The sequence below is a fragment of the uncultured Paraglaciecola sp. genome, assembly GCF_913058035.1.
In the GTDB taxonomy this organism is placed as follows: domain Bacteria; phylum Pseudomonadota; class Gammaproteobacteria; order Enterobacterales; family Alteromonadaceae; genus Paraglaciecola.
The window spans coordinates 1-14,374 of the sequence record NZ_CAJXPA010000018.1 but is presented as its reverse complement, the minus strand read 5'-3'; the positions used below and the strand labels follow the sequence as shown (position 1 = coordinate 14,374).

General features: G+C 39.9%; 13 protein-coding genes. 7 read left to right on the top strand and 6 right to left on the bottom strand.

What is annotated here, in order from left to right; all coding sequences use genetic code 11:
• Window positions 1-212 precede the first annotated feature (212 nt).
• From QZ562_RS04145 to QZ562_RS04130, 4 genes are all read left to right on the top strand, one after another.
• Window positions 213-698, top strand: a complete 486-nt coding sequence (locus QZ562_RS04145; RefSeq protein WP_293757208.1) for a MarR family transcriptional regulator — start codon at window positions 213-215, stop codon at window positions 696-698.
• A gap of 48 nt (window positions 699-746) precedes the next feature.
• Window positions 747-2,066, top strand: a complete 1,320-nt coding sequence (locus QZ562_RS04140; protein WP_293757206.1) for an AarF/ABC1/UbiB kinase family protein — start codon at window positions 747-749, stop codon at window positions 2,064-2,066.
• 23 nt (window positions 2,067-2,089) lie between these two features.
• Window positions 2,090-2,773 (top strand): DUF480 domain-containing protein, encoded by a 684-nt coding sequence (locus QZ562_RS04135; protein WP_293757204.1) that lies wholly within the window; start codon window positions 2,090-2,092, stop codon window positions 2,771-2,773.
• A 526-nt stretch (window positions 2,774-3,299) separates the two neighbouring features.
• Window positions 3,300-4,046, top strand: a complete 747-nt coding sequence (locus QZ562_RS04130; RefSeq protein ID WP_293757202.1) for an NUDIX domain-containing protein — start codon at window positions 3,300-3,302, stop codon at window positions 4,044-4,046.
• Between the two features lie 126 nt (window positions 4,047-4,172).
• On the opposite strand, the gene QZ562_RS04125 is transcribed toward QZ562_RS04130, so the two are convergent.
• Complete coding sequence (locus QZ562_RS04125; RefSeq protein ID WP_293757200.1) at window positions 4,173-4,937, bottom strand: SDR family oxidoreductase; 765 nt, start codon at window positions 4,935-4,937, stop codon at window positions 4,173-4,175.
• Window positions 4,938-5,105: 168 nt separating this feature from the next.
• A complete protein-coding gene (locus QZ562_RS04120) occupies window positions 5,106-6,047 on the bottom strand; it encodes a family 16 glycosylhydrolase (protein ID WP_293757198.1) in 942 nt (313 codons plus the stop codon).
• Between the two features lie 362 nt (window positions 6,048-6,409).
• Here QZ562_RS04120 and QZ562_RS04115 point away from each other — a divergent pair, with 362 nt between their 5' ends.
• The 3 genes from QZ562_RS04115 to QZ562_RS04105 all read left to right on the top strand — a co-directional run bounded on the left by QZ562_RS04115 (window position 6,410) and on the right by QZ562_RS04105 (window position 9,752).
• Window positions 6,410-6,928, top strand: coding sequence for a (2Fe-2S)-binding protein (locus QZ562_RS04115; protein WP_293757196.1), 519 nt, complete (start codon window positions 6,410-6,412; stop codon window positions 6,926-6,928).
• Window position 6,929: 1 nt separating this feature from the next.
• Window positions 6,930-9,209, top strand: a complete 2,280-nt coding sequence (locus QZ562_RS04110; protein WP_293757194.1) for a molybdopterin cofactor-binding domain-containing protein — start codon at window positions 6,930-6,932, stop codon at window positions 9,207-9,209.
• Window positions 9,210-9,398: 189 nt separating this feature from the next.
• Window positions 9,399-9,752 carry a RidA family protein gene (locus tag QZ562_RS04105; RefSeq protein ID WP_293757192.1) on the top strand — a complete coding sequence of 118 codons (354 nt, stop codon included), beginning with the start codon at window positions 9,399-9,401 and terminating at the stop codon, window positions 9,750-9,752.
• Between the two features lie 189 nt (window positions 9,753-9,941).
• On the opposite strand, the gene QZ562_RS04100 is transcribed toward QZ562_RS04105, so the two are convergent.
• The 4 genes from QZ562_RS04100 to QZ562_RS04085 form a co-directional block, all read right to left on the bottom strand.
• Window positions 9,942-11,324, bottom strand: a complete 1,383-nt coding sequence (locus tag QZ562_RS04100) for an MATE family efflux transporter (RefSeq protein WP_293757190.1) — start codon at window positions 11,322-11,324, stop codon at window positions 9,942-9,944.
• Between the two features lie 143 nt (window positions 11,325-11,467).
• A complete protein-coding gene (trxC, locus tag QZ562_RS04095; RefSeq protein WP_293757188.1) occupies window positions 11,468-11,899 on the bottom strand; it encodes a thioredoxin TrxC in 432 nt (143 codons plus the stop codon).
• A 46-nt stretch (window positions 11,900-11,945) separates the two neighbouring features.
• Complete coding sequence (locus QZ562_RS04090) at window positions 11,946-13,046, bottom strand: glutathione S-transferase family protein (RefSeq protein ID WP_293757186.1); 1,101 nt, start codon at window positions 13,044-13,046, stop codon at window positions 11,946-11,948.
• A gap of 337 nt (window positions 13,047-13,383) precedes the next feature.
• On the bottom strand, window positions 13,384-14,374 hold a 991-nt coding region (locus QZ562_RS04085; protein ID WP_293757184.1), incomplete at its 5' end, for an alpha/beta fold hydrolase.

The following is a 14,374-nucleotide window of genomic DNA, read 5'->3' as shown; positions in this document are numbered from 1 at the left end:
ATCCAGCTAATAATCGATTAGCATAGTCCGCGCTTAGGATTATTAGATAGAATTGAACTTTTAAACGCCCATAATTAAGCTGTTATTTCCGAATATAAAAATTGAATTCTACGTTAATTACGCATACATTAGCCATCAATTTTTTGGCCCCTATTATTGGGCCCTGTTAGCAGTAGCATCAGCCAAATTTAAAATATATATACGGAAGAGTTATGCAAAAATATGAAGAGTTATTGGTTTCCTTAAGAAAAGTGACTAGAGCTATTGGTCTGTATTCGAAAAAGTTATCTAAAGAAAGTGGGTTGACCAGTCCCCAGCTTATTGTTCTTAACGAAATTCAACAAAATGGCGGTTGTATGGTCAAAGATATAGCTAAAAGCATTAATCTTAGTTCGGCCACAGTGACCAGTATCTTAGACCGACTTGAGGCACGTGCCTATGTCATTCGAGAGCGCTCAGTTACAGATAAACGAAAAGTTGGTTTGTACCTTACTAGCCATGGAAAGGATGTAGTTAAAGACGCTCCAAGGCCGCTACAAGCGCATTTTATTGACCGTTTTGAAAAACTTCAGGAATGGGAGCAAACCCAGTTAGTCTCAACTATGCAACGTATTGCATACATGATGGATGCAGAAAACTTAGATGCAGCGCCCATGCTAGAGGTGGGTGCAATCCAAGAAATAACGCCAATAGAGTAGTCTGGAATTCAGAATCTAACGTACTTAAGACATTTAGAGTTAATATTTATGCAAAAAAAAGCTGATACAGCAGCCATACCTAAAGGTAGATTAAGTCGTTTCGGAAAACTTGGTTCCTTAGCAGGTCGTGTGGCTGGAAACATACTTACCGAAGGGGTTAGCGAATTAGTTAAAGGTAATAGGCCTAAAATTAAAGATTTGTTGCTGACACCTTCTAATGCTAAACGTGTGGCAGATCAACTTGCTCAAATGCGGGGTGCCGCGATGAAAGTGGGCCAAATGATATCTATGGACGCAGGAGATATATTGCCTGCTGAGCTAACTGATTTACTTGCCCGACTGCGATCAGATGCTAAGTCCATGCCAGAGAAAGAACTGATTCGTTTATTAGGAGCTCAATGGGGAGACGGTTGGCAAAAAAAGTTTATCCAGTTTCCACTCCAACCCATTGCTGCCGCATCAATAGGTCAAGTGCATAAAGTCATAACCGGAGATCTACAACGTTTAGCTATTAAAGTCCAATACCCAGGCATTAAACAAAGTATTGATAGTGACGTCGATAATGTTTCGACTCTAGTGAAAATGAGCGGACTATTACCCAAAGGGCTGGATCTTAAACCCTTGTTAACCGAAGCCAAGAAACAGCTTCACGATGAAGCTGATTACGCCCTCGAAGGTCGTTACCTAGAACAATATGCCGCTGTTATTAAAAATGATGATGCCTTTATAATGCCTGTTTTGGATAAAGAATTCAGTTCAGACACAATCCTTGCAATGAGTTTTGTTGATGGCATACCAATAGAGCAGTTAGTAAATGCACCGCAAGAAACACGCGACCATGTTATGAGCCAACTGATGCGCTTATTTTTTAAAGAACTATTCGACTTTCAACTGGTACAAACAGACCCTAATTTTGCCAATTACCAATACGATGAAGAATCTCAAAAAATTGTGCTTTTAGATTTTGGCGCAACTCGCGTTTACACGTTAAAAATGGCCGAAAGTTATCGCCAACTTATGCAAGGCGCCCGAAATCATAAAAAATCTGAGATACGACAAGCAATCTTAGATATAGGTTTAATCAGGCAGGATTTACCTGAAAAGCTTCAGCAAGATATCACTGATTTGGCTTATGTGGCTTGTGAGCCATTATACGGTGAATCACCTTACGACTTTGCTGGTTCAGACCTGACTTCCAGATTACAACAAGAAGGGATGCAGTTAGGATTAGAAAAGCAATACGCTCACACTCCTTCAGCTAATGCGATATTTTTACATCGTAAACTAGGTGGGCTATTTTTGTTAGCGATAAAATTGAAAGCCAAAGTGGATATGCAAAGCCTATTTGCGCCGTATAATAAAGCTTAATTAGCAACATCAAGGACGCTTAAATGCTCATTCAACTCACCCTAATCCAAGCACGACTTATCGGTGTATTACTTGAAAAAGAAGTCACTACGCCTGACCAATATCCTTTGTCTCTCAATGGTTTAACGTTAGGTTGCAATCAGAAAAGTAACCGTGACCCTGTTATGCTCCTAAGTGAATCTGATGTGATAATTGGTTTAGATGAGCTAAAAGATAAGAAACTAATTTTTGAACAAACTGGTGTTGGAAGTCGAGTTGTAAAATACAAACACCGCTTCTGCAATACTGAATTTAGTGACTTAAAATTTAGTCGCCAACAATTAGCAATTATCTGTGCCATGTTATTGCGCGGACCACAAACACCCGGTGAACTCAAGACACGCACTAATCGCTTAGCTGAATTTAATAATGTTGAAGAAGTAGAAGCTACATTAAATAAGTTATACGATTTAAACGATGAACAATTAGTCGTTAAGCTAGACCGTGAACCCGGTAAACGTGACTCTCGTTATGCACATTTATTTAGTGGTGAAGATGGGTTGCAAGTGGTTTCAAAAGCAACAGAAAATTCTTCCAACGTGTATCACAAGACAGCACAGAACAGCCTTCAGGCCTGTGAACGTATTACACTATTGGAACAACAAGTAGCTGAATTAACTAACCAATTAGTAGAATTAAAAGAACTGGTGGATATATTGAGTGAATAAGTTGAGTGAATAAATAATTATTCAAGCAAATACCAAAGCCGTATTTTTGCGTGACATTGTTTTAAGCTACGTAATTTTGCCCAACATTATCATTTAAATTCGAATAGAGAGTTCTTAAGCTTTTAACCTATTTTTATTACTCTGTCATATTAGATAAGCTAGAGTCATTCTCCTTAATAGTCAGTATTGAGTCCAAAGCCTTGTCTTGCGATTGATAGGTTTGCTGCTATCTAGGTAATCATTCCCTATTTCTAATTTCTATTCTCTATTCTCTATTCTCTATTCTCTTCTAACCTTTGTTTACATCATGCGTATAACTCCACATAAATTGATCACATACACATAATATTTATAACAAATTTGGGTAATTGTAATTCCGTTATGGCTGTTGCTAGATGACAGAGATAAAAAGTTCAATTGACTGCCTCATATTTTATGTGAATCAACACCTTAACACTGTAGTCATTACTTATATGTTCTATAATGTCCTTTAAAATGAAACATATTTATTTATAAGTGAGAAGTTTTGTTAGCATTTGAGTACAACAAATTCAACGGCATCATTATCAACAGCAATCAAATACCTGAAGACATAGATGTATTTTCACCACAATTAAACGCTTTATTGAGCCATGCCAAACTTCAGGAAAAATCAGTTATCTGGTTAACATTATCTATTAGTTTAGCGCATTTGATAGCTGCAGCCACCACACAAGGTTTCACTTTTCATAATTGTTTATCCACCGAAGTCACCTTAATTTTTAAATCTCAACCACAGGACTTTGTTCCTTTTGTGCCCACACACTCGCTTGGCGCAGGCGGTCTAGTGCAAAACCCACAGGGAGAAATATTGGTGATACGTGAGCGCGAAGCCACTACTTATAAACTGCCCGGTGGCCACATTGAGTTAGGTGAAAAAATTGAGGATGCGGTGATCCGAGAAGTACTGGAAGAAACAGGTATCCAAACCACATTTAATTCTGTTTTAGGCATGGCCAGTACTCACCCTTACCGATTTGGAAAATCTAACATATACATAGTGTGTAAGCTAGCCCCGTTATCAACGCAAATCGATATTCAAGATACCCACGAAATTGACGACGCAAAATGGACATTACCTGAACATTTCTTAGCCGATGACAACAATAGTAAGTTTAATAAATATTTGATTAAATCTTTACTCAATACAACAGGTTTAGGTAAATCGACTCTAGATTTCAGTCAATTTTCCAAACTAAAGCATGAAATTTTTTTAGCAGATAATGAATCCTAACAACGTTTGGTTCACGCAAAAGTTATAACATCTTAGCATTTCTTCCCTATTTACGAACTTGTTAAGTTTTAGTGTTAGGACTAATAAGGGCGATGATATATTCGGCCTTATTAGTTTGCTCAACGACTAAATAGCAGTTGAGCCGCCATCAACGGGTAGGGTTGCTCCTGTGGTGAAGCCTGCTGCATCGGAGCTCAAATACAAAACAGCACCAACAACTTCTTCCACTTTTCCTATTCTGCCAACGGGGTGCATAGAGCCAATAGCATGGGCCTTTTTTTCATCACCCGCTATAGCTCGACGATACATCTTCGTATCAATTACAGCAGGACAAATAGCATTGACTCTGATGCCTTTTTTAGCATATTCAACCGCAGCTGACTTAGTCAGTCCCACTACTGCATGTTTACTCGCAGCATAAATACTCATTTTCGGCGCAGCACCTAAACCCGCAACAGACGCAGTATTTACGATTGCTCCACCACCAGTTTTGAGCATAGTCTGGATTTCATGTTGCATACACAGCCACACCCCTTTGACATTAACATCCATAATTTTATCAAAAACATGCTCACTGCCCTCGGCTAATTTACTCGACTCAATATCTATACCTGCGTTGTTAAAAGCAATGTCTAACCGGCCAAAAGTATCTTGGATAAACGTAAAAAGTGATGCCACTGACTCTGGATCACTCACATCACAGACATGGAAAACAGCCTTATGACCTTGGGCACACAGACGTTCTGCAACTTGTTGACCAGTTGTGTCTATATCCGCCAACACCACCTCGGCACCTTGAATAGCAAATGCCTGAGCGGCATTTTCACCGATTCCATTAGCAGCACCAGTCACTAACACTACTTTGTCATTGAATTGTCCTTGAATATCCATGTAATACACTCTCAATTATTAATATTTGTCAGATTATCAGCCGCAGATAAAAACCGACAATAGTCTTTCAAGATGTTGTTGTATCAATATACTGAATATTTTAAAGATTAACTGAGTAGGGTCACTAGAAAGCCTGGAGATACTTTCTGATTTAATCTCGTGACAAAATCACCACTGTGTAAAAGGCTCTGAGTCTAATTCATAAAAACGGATCCAATCATATTGCGCATACATGGGATAACGATTGCGCTCTTTATTGCCACCAAAATTATTTTGTATATGATCTTTAGGGATCCAAAAATTCATCATTAATTGAGTAAGGTTATCTGGGATAGGGGTTGCGTAGACCTGATTACCAACACAACTAGGTTTGCAATCTAAATCGGTCGCTTTTAAGGATTTAGTTAATTCTCCATCAACGTACCAATTAATAACTGTCGGCAACCATTCGATGGCATATACCCTCCATTCATCAGCCGGGGCTATTTCAATTTTGTCTTCCCATGCACCCCATTGTCTGGTGGCCCACCAAGCCCATACATCATTTCCATAAATTAAGTTAGCTTGAAATTTATCTGGCCTACCACCTTCCAACTCCACATCTATTTCTTCCCATTCTCTAGGAGTACCCTCATTGGTGTAGGTAAAAAGTGAAGAAATATAGCCCGATGCGGTTTCTCTATTAGGGGCTTTCATGCGGGTTTCAAAACGGCCATACTTGATCCTTTTGTTGTCAACACTTCTAAGCTCGCCACAGGAAAACTCGTAAGTCGACTTGTCCATGTTATGGTCATCAGACCACCCCGCCGCGATGGGTTCCTCACGAATGATTAAATTCAGTAGCCCATTATTTACTTGTACTCCTTGAGGTTGAAAACGGCAGGCTGCTTCACCACCTACTGCACCGTCACCTATTTCCCAAATATCTTGATTTAAAAAGTCAAAACGTTCGTCCAGTACTAGACTAAATCCATTGTATTGGCCTGTAAAACCAACATAAGCTACGGGTAAATTCTCACCATCGGTGTGTCGTGTTAAAGACCCGCCCGTGCAACTACTCAACACGAGTAAAAAAAGGGGTAGATTCACAATCTGTTTAATGGCTGACATATTTGGCCTTATTAGTAATTTTTGACACTATTTTTGACACTATTTTTGACATTATTTTTGACATTATTTTTGACATTATTTTTGACATTATTTTCGACACATAGGCAATAAACAAAACACGACCTAATCAAAAATCGAATAATATCAATCACCCGCGTACAAGCAACTGTAATTATTCAATATAATATTCTATTTACCTCAAAAACAGCCAAACTTACTCGTTATTTAAATCAAAATATAATGGACCCACACTGATATCTTTAGATAGATTTTCATAGTTCGGGTATCAACCTGATTTTTTGTTGTTACACTGTAAAGTACCAAGACGAGGCACATTGCTAAGTCGCTCAATGGGCGGAATTATGATTACATTTACACTTAACGGTAACGAGATGAGCACCGATGCACCCTCAGACACACCATTATTATGGGTCATTCGAGATGAATTTGGACTTAAAGGCACAAAATTTGGCTGCGGGATCGCCATGTGTGGTGCCTGTACTGTTCATTTAAATGGTAGTCCAATTAGATCCTGTTCTTTGCCGATTAGCGCCCTTGATGGAACTCAGATAAGGACCATCGAAGGACTTGAAAATAAACATCCATTACAACATGCCTGGGTTGAAAATCAGGTTCCTCAATGTGGTTACTGCCAATCAGGTCAAATCATGCAAGCTTCTGCATTATTGGCTACTAGCGCAAATCCCTCAGATACAGAAATTGTTAATTATATGACTGGAAACTTATGCCGCTGCATGTCTTATTCACGCATTAAAGAAGCTATCAAACAAGTATCTTCAGCTAGTGCCGGTGTAGTAGAAATTTATGATCCTCTGAGAGAAAGTATTTTAGAAAAAAATAATAAACAGGAGGTAGTGTAAAATGACTCGCCTCAATAAAACGGAAAAAATTGAACAAAGTCGTCGTCAATTTTTGATAGGCACAGTAGGCACAGGCTTGGTTATGGCCTTTGCTCCGGTGTTGACCTCATGTTCATCAGAATCTGCCTCTTCCTCTCTAGTTAAAAAACTTTTCAATCCAACAGTCTGGTTTGAGATCGATCACGCTGGCTCGATTTTAGTTAATGTTTCGCGAGCGGAAATGGGTCAACACGTAGGTACTGCACTGGCACGAATTGTCGCAGATGAATTAGGTGCAGACTGGAATAAAGTCACCATCAAACATGTGGATACTGACCCTAGATGGGGTTATATGGTAACGGGGGGTTCATGGTCTGTTTTCCAATCTTACGTGCCCATGTCTCAAGCAGGAGCCGCGGGTCGAAAAGTTTTGATTGAAGCAGCAGCAAAATTACTTGGCGTTCAGGCAGGTGATTGTAAAGCACAAAATAGCCAGGTGACATGTGGTGACCAGTCGATTAGCTTCGCCAACATCATCAATAAAGGTCATATAGATAGAAAATTTAGTCCTGAAGAGCTAGCTCAGTTCACTCCTAAGGATCCAAAAGATAGGCAGCTTATATCTAAACCAAGTAAAGCATTGGATATACCGGCAAAATCAACAGGAACAGCAGAGTATGGCATTGATGTAGAAATTGAAGGTATGGTATATGCCCGACCGTTGATACCTCCTACTCGTTATGGTTCAAAAGTGCTAAAGGTAAACGATAGCAAAGCGAATAGTGTTAAAGGCTACTTAGGCTTCGAGATTTTGCAAGATCCCAGCAATCTCTTACAAGGTTGGGTGTCTGTTCTAGCAGATACTTACTATGGAGCAATTAGTGCTGCACAAGTCATAGAAGTAGAATATCAGGCCGGTGAAACAGCCAATGTCAGTGAACAAGATTTAATTAGTGAAGGTGAAAAACTGGTTGCTGACAAATCTACAGGTGGGCTTTTTGTCGACCATGGTGATATTGATAAAACAGCTGCAGAAGCCAAAAAATCTATCGACTCCACATACAGAACTGCCTCTGCTCTTCACTTTGCATTAGAGCCAGTCAATGCAGCAGTCGAATTCAAAGACGGTATTTGTCATGTACATACGGGTAACCAATGGCAATCATTATTTTTACCCGTTGTGGCCAAATCTGTTGGACTCAGCGATGACCAAGTTATTATTCATCAATATTACTTAGGTGGTGGTTTTGGTAGGCGTTTAGCCGGTGACTACATGATACCGGCAGCACTAACGGCCAAGGCCATTGGTAAACCGGTTAAGCTAGTATTTACTCGCGAAGACGACTCACGCTTCGACTGTATCCGCTCACCTTCGGTACAACATTTTGCTGCCTACTGGGATGGCGAAGATGCGTTACAAGGCATTGATCATGCCGCTGCAGCGGGTTGGCCATCCTTGACTATGGCGCCAGGTTTTATGCCAGATAGCGTAGACAAAAAAAGCAAAGTCGATGCTTTTTCTATCAGTGGTTCAGATCATTGGTACAGCCTAAACAACCATAGAGTGCGAGCAATCAACAACCCACTTGCTCAAAAAACCTTTGTACCGGGTTATTTACGTGCTGTTGGACCAGGTTGGATTGGTTGGGGGGTAGAATCGTTTATGGATGAAATCGCTCATGCACAAAATATAGATCCTATTGACTTTAGAATGCAACTACTCGACGCTAAAGGTAAAAATGCAAGTAAAGCACCCGAGGCCGTAGGCGGAGCAAAACGTCTTGCTCATGTGTTAAATGAAACAAAAATAAAATCTGGTTGGGGTAAGACCTTACCTAAAAATGAAGGCTTGGGTGTGGCAATTGCCGCAGGACAAGAGCGCGCGATGCCTACATGGAGTGCTTGTGTCGCACATGTTAGAGTTGATCCTGCCACTGGCTCGGTTAAAGTGTTAAAGCTTACCAATGTAATGGACTGTGGCACTGTAATACATCCTGATGGCGCCCTAGCTCAAACGGAAGGCGCAATGCTTTGGGGACTGAGCCTTGCATTGCATGAAGGAACAACCATTAAAGATGGTCAAGTTGCTGATACAAATTTAAATAGCTATACGCCATTACGCATGGCTGATGTCCCAGAATTGGATATCAGTTTTATACAAAATACCGAGTTTCCAACTGGATTAGGTGAACCTGGTTTAATTGCGGTTGCCCCTGCTATTGGTAATGCAATATTTAATGCAGTTGGCGCAAGAGTGCGTGACTTACCCATCACACCTAAGGCTGTCAAAGCTTTAATATAATTACATTTTTGACTAAGTACATATTTTCAGCGCCATTTCTTGATACAAGCAATGGCGTTTTTTTTAGTAATGATATGTGTCATATCTGATTCTTATGACAGCGTTATTATTTAAAATGCATCATTAATCTTAATCTTGTTATAATCCGACGCCGAAAAATACAAAATAATACAATGAACTAAGTGAAAAATGACAATGATACAGCGCAAAGAAACCAAACAACGCATGAGCCGAATTGTGATCCACCAAGGGATCATCTACCTTTGCGGACAAGTGTGTGCTGATGCTACCCAAAGTATTGAACATCAGACCCAAACTATGCTCGATAAAGTGGACCAATTGTTATTAGATGCGGGCAGCGATAGACAGCATATGCTATCAGCCACTATTTATATCAAAGATATGCAGGATTTTACAACCATGAATACGGTTTGGGATAACTGGGTGCCAGAGGGTTATGCTCCTGCTAGAGCCTGTGTTCAGGCATCTATGGCCAGACCTGAATTGTTGGTTGAAATATCGGTGGTCGCCGCACAAAAGTAGATTTCGATGTCACTCTATTTACTTCCACAATATTTTTATTTCATCCCCTTCAGAGCATTATTTGAGTAGGGTCATCATTTTTAAGAAAACGCTATATGCAGTCCTCATTGCTCTAATTAGTTGTCTGTTGTCTACTTACTGGCATTGCTTGGGGGGTTATCAACCAGCTAAAAAAGCACAAACCACTCACTAAATAGTTCGTGTATCCGACAAGTTTGATTGGCGCTCATAGGTATTAGATTTTTTTAGCCACCATAATGTATACCAACCGACCGTTAAACCTGACAGAACATTGGCGGCGGCAATGGCGTAATAGACCATTTTTATATCGAAATAAATTCCGGCTAAAACACTTAATGGCACATACAAGAGTGCTGTTCGCAATAAGTAGTAGCCCAAAGAACTCATCGGACGACCCAAAGCGTTAAAAGCCGCAGCCGAGACAATCACAATGCCATACCCCCAAAGTCCAATCGTAGCAATACCCAGATAACTAGAAGACTCTTTTGCAATTGCGGCATCAGAGGATAACGCTTGGCTGATGGGCTCAGCCAAAAAATATAATAACGTTAATATAAAGGCTGACCACACACAGCACATAACGTAACAATATTTTACGGCTTTCAGTACTCTGCTTTTCTTATTTGCGCCCCAGTTTTGCCCTACTATGGGAGCGATAGAAGCAGACAAAGCAAACATTGGGATACACGCGAAGGTTTCAATTCGCGTGGCCACACCAAAAGCAGCAACAGTTTCAGCTCCAAAAGTGGCAATAACACTGGTCACAATCGTCACGCCAAAGGGGTTAACGGCACTACCTACGCCCGCTGGTATTCCCACTTTTAGTACTTTTTTACAGGAATGAACAATCTCTGATAAAGCGGGCACAAACAAAACAATCATCTTTTCGCGATAATAAGCAACGTATAAGGCTAATAACAAGCTGAATACTCTTGCGATGAGAGTGCCATATGCCGCACCTTCAATATTAAAAGCAGGAATGGGACCCCAACCGAAGACTAAAATAGGGGTTGTAATAATGTTGATAATAGCCGCACCAATCATAATAATGCTCGGCCACACCGCATCACCTACCGCTCTAAGGATCGCATTAGCAACCATAGGAACAACCAAAAATGGCATAGAAATGTACCAAATCCACATATAACGTTCAATCATCGAAAGCACATCACCTTGTGCTCCTAACAACATAAATAAAGGTTTAATAGTGAGCAGACCAATTATCGAAATGATCACCACAATTAAAGTCGCAATAATTAAACTATCAGTCGACAAACGTTTAGCTTCTTTTTCATTTTTGGCACCAATTGCCTGTGAAACGACTGCCGCCGCACCTGCGCCTAAGCCTATGGCTAAACTTGCGATAGTGATCGTTATTGGAAAGGTAAATGACAATGCCGCTAGTTCGTTAGTACCCAGCTTACCAACAAAGTAGGTGTCAACAATGGACACAGACATGGTTGCCATAATGCCAATTATCATGGGCAAAGTTAGTACAGCAATGGCGGTCCATAAAGACCCTACAGTTAAATCACGAGAAGATTTACTCATGGCATTCCTTAGTTATTCTTTGAACCGTTATTCTTTGAACCGCTTTTCATAAAGGCGAACGAAGTGAGTAATGGATGTGTTTACGTAACAAATGCAAAAAAGAAACATAATTCGAAAAGAGTAATCAAGGTGTCAAAATTATATCAGCTTAGTTTTTGTACACACTGCAATAACCAAGTTTTTAGCTGTGCTTGACTTAGACCTCCTGACATTCTATCTATTTCTTTCCCCTTATGAAAAAAGATAATAGTTGGAATACTACGAATTTGAGCATCGGTCGATACTTTTTGTGCCTCTTCAGTGTTCACTTTAGCAAACAGCAGACTGTCGGACTGTCCAGCAACTGCTTTAAATACTGGTGCCATAGCTTTACAGGGTCCACACCAACTGGCCCAAAAATCGACTACAACGGGTAAGTCATTTTTTTCAATAAAACGATAAAAAGAAGAGTCAGATAATTCTATAGGGCTCAAACAGTAAGCGGCTTGCTGACATTTACCACATTTGGCCTGTGTGTGACTTTTATCTTCTGGTATACGGTTTATTGCAAAACATTGGGAACAAACTATGTGCATTTATCTTCCTATAAGGTGCCCAATTCAATTTAATTGAATACTAATTTCAATCACTCAATACCAATTTATTCTTAATTCTACTTAATCTCTTTTTAATATCTAACTGCATGCAATGTAGTCCACCAACCGACTGTAGAAAGGCATCCACTGATAACTTTTCTTTACTGTCGAATTGGTGGTAGCAATCTACTATTCGCTGTACTTTCCACTGATGAAAAGTGCCAATGGCACGTTTCTCAGTTATATCACCAATAGTAAACGTGTGTTCACCTATGGTTCTGGGAACTGCTTTGACTTGTGGATTTTGAACAATCCACGTATCTATACTTTCCACCGTGTTGATCAACACTGGCCATTGTTCTTTAAATATACGTGTCAGCAAAATTAGCAACGTATCTGGTATAACATCATCAGCCAAGAACATGCCCTCAGCATCTTGAGGCTGATTCATTCTTTCGACCCATCTAGCCACATTAGGCGCAACTTCTTTCATCAATGCACCTGGTGCAGGATCACGGTATAGATGAGCATACAAAGGCCCCATCAAACCAAAATCGCCTAAACATGGTTTGCTACCTAGTAGATAATCATTTTTAGAGAAATGTTTATCTAATAATGGCAACACATGATTTTCGTACCAACTTTCTATTGCAGGGATACTCTTGTCGGTAATACCTAACAGGGGCACAAAACCCTTAAATTTAGCGCCAATTTTCTTACCGAGAAAGGCACGGATAAACCTTGGCATATTCGGCACAATAACTTTTCCAAACTCTTCATAAATGAAAGGGAAATTGGCTTTATTCCAACGGTAATGCATAGCCGGTATAACCAGCCACTCATCTGCCCATGTTTCAAATAAGTAAGAAACTAGCTTCTGCTTAGCAGATTCAGGCGTGATCGAACGTTCTGGATGGCGTTGCTCAAGCGTATCAATAATCATTGCAGTGTCTTGCAAATACTCATCTTTAGGTGTTTTAAGCACAGGCACAAAACGGACGCCTGTGTTAGGTACAATAATACTTTTGTAAACCTTAAGCGAAGAAAACACCTCGTTATACGGCAATTTTTTAAATATTAAATAGGCTCTAGCCTTACCTGTATACAACGACATAGGAGCACCATAGAGCGTATATTCATTTGGCATAATTTAGTCGCCTTAGCTTGAGTAGTTTATTGACAGTGTTACAGTTTCTGACAGTGATTACCATGCTCAGATATTTTTCGACTTAATGAGCTAATTTAAAAAACCAATGCCATCAGTGGCAATAAAATAAAACACCTTGTCAATTAGTAAAAAGATGCACTATTTTTTAAGGCTTGCCTTAAATTCAATATGTGAGTACTTCCAAATTGATATGGTTTGAACAACCTAGCAATCTCACCCTACCTTTATATATTCTCGTTTTTGTAGGTGCAATGCTTTCGTGGTCCGGCATCGATGCTGCTGAGTAAAACCATCAGAATATTCATGATAGCTAGCCCTAATAAGCCACCAAAAACTGGCTCAAAGAATCTATCATTTCTGCATGTTTAGGATTGGCTTTGGGCACATCACAAGGCATTATTTCATCCAACATTGAAACATCATAATGCATATCAGATAATTGCTTTTCGTTTATTACTACATCAGCATGACAGACGTCAGCATCTAAGGACATTTCAAAAAAAGTATTTGGTCCTCTATTCGCCGCCATTAAATTTTTAACCCCTATTACAGGTATTGTTGTATCGGCCAATGAGTGAGCCACAAAAATGGGTAGATTAAGTAGTGCGCCCTGTTGAATTAAATATCGAACTGAAAAGATAACTTCGGTTAATTCAAATGCTGAAAAACGCGCAACACGTGGATATTTGTAAGGATTACGTCCTTGCGTTTCATATTCACCATCTAACATTTTAGCTAACCACTGGATCCCCCAAATATTAGCCATAGCCTCTACATTTGAGTCTAACGCCAGCGCCCCAGAAAATAACATCAACCCGCTAACCGTTTTTGGGTTTTGTAGAATATACTCGGTAGCTAGTACGCCACCTGTTGAAAAACCTCCTACATAACGCTGAGCACCTAAACTAGATGAATACTCAATGACTTCTGATACATGCGCTCGCCAGCGATCCGCCAGTTCTGTGTCTTGCATATCTTTATCAGCTTGTTTTTTACCATGACCAGGCATGAGTGCAACAATCACATTATTACCTTGCTGGTATATGGATTGCGCAATAGAACGAAGAAAAAAGGGCGAATCACTGAGTCCATGGAACAGCACCACTACTTTTTTAGTGACCTTATCATGATGCAAAATATAAGGCGCATTACCATCATTTTTTAAGCGTGTAGAACAGACCCTGAAGACGTTTCTTTCAGGTGTTTGACAGCCACGAGTAGTCCCAAGTTGTCTCTTATAAATAACATCAAATCTATCAAAATCAAGTTCAATAGACTCAGACGATACATTAAGAGAGTACATACTG

What these genes read in the sequence shown, in the direction of transcription:
- QZ562_RS04145 (WP_293757208.1), top strand. Translation starts at nt 213, where the DNA reads ATGCAAAAATATGAAGAGTTATTGGTTTCCTTAAGAAAAGTGACTAGA.
- QZ562_RS04140 (WP_293757206.1), top strand. Translation starts at nt 747, where the DNA reads ATGCAAAAAAAAGCTGATACAGCAGCCATACCTAAAGGTAGATTAAGT.
- QZ562_RS04135 (WP_293757204.1), top strand. Translation starts at nt 2,090, where the DNA reads ATGCTCATTCAACTCACCCTAATCCAAGCACGACTTATCGGTGTATTA.
- QZ562_RS04125 (WP_293757200.1), bottom strand. Translation starts at nt 4,937, where the DNA reads ATGGATATTCAAGGACAATTCAATGACAAAGTAGTGTTAGTGACTGGT.
- QZ562_RS04120 (WP_293757198.1), bottom strand. Translation starts at nt 6,047, where the DNA reads ATGTCAGCCATTAAACAGATTGTGAATCTACCCCTTTTTTTACTCGTG.
- QZ562_RS04115 (WP_293757196.1), top strand. Translation starts at nt 6,410, where the DNA reads ATGATTACATTTACACTTAACGGTAACGAGATGAGCACCGATGCACCC.
- QZ562_RS04110 (WP_293757194.1), top strand. Translation starts at nt 6,930, where the DNA reads ATGACTCGCCTCAATAAAACGGAAAAAATTGAACAAAGTCGTCGTCAA.
- QZ562_RS04105 (WP_293757192.1), top strand. Translation starts at nt 9,399, where the DNA reads ATGACAATGATACAGCGCAAAGAAACCAAACAACGCATGAGCCGAATT.
- QZ562_RS04100 (WP_293757190.1), bottom strand. Translation starts at nt 11,324, where the DNA reads ATGAGTAAATCTTCTCGTGATTTAACTGTAGGGTCTTTATGGACCGCC.
- trxC (WP_293757188.1), bottom strand. Translation starts at nt 11,899, where the DNA reads ATGCACATAGTTTGTTCCCAATGTTTTGCAATAAACCGTATACCAGAA.
- QZ562_RS04090 (WP_293757186.1), bottom strand. Translation starts at nt 13,046, where the DNA reads ATGCCAAATGAATATACGCTCTATGGTGCTCCTATGTCGTTGTATACA.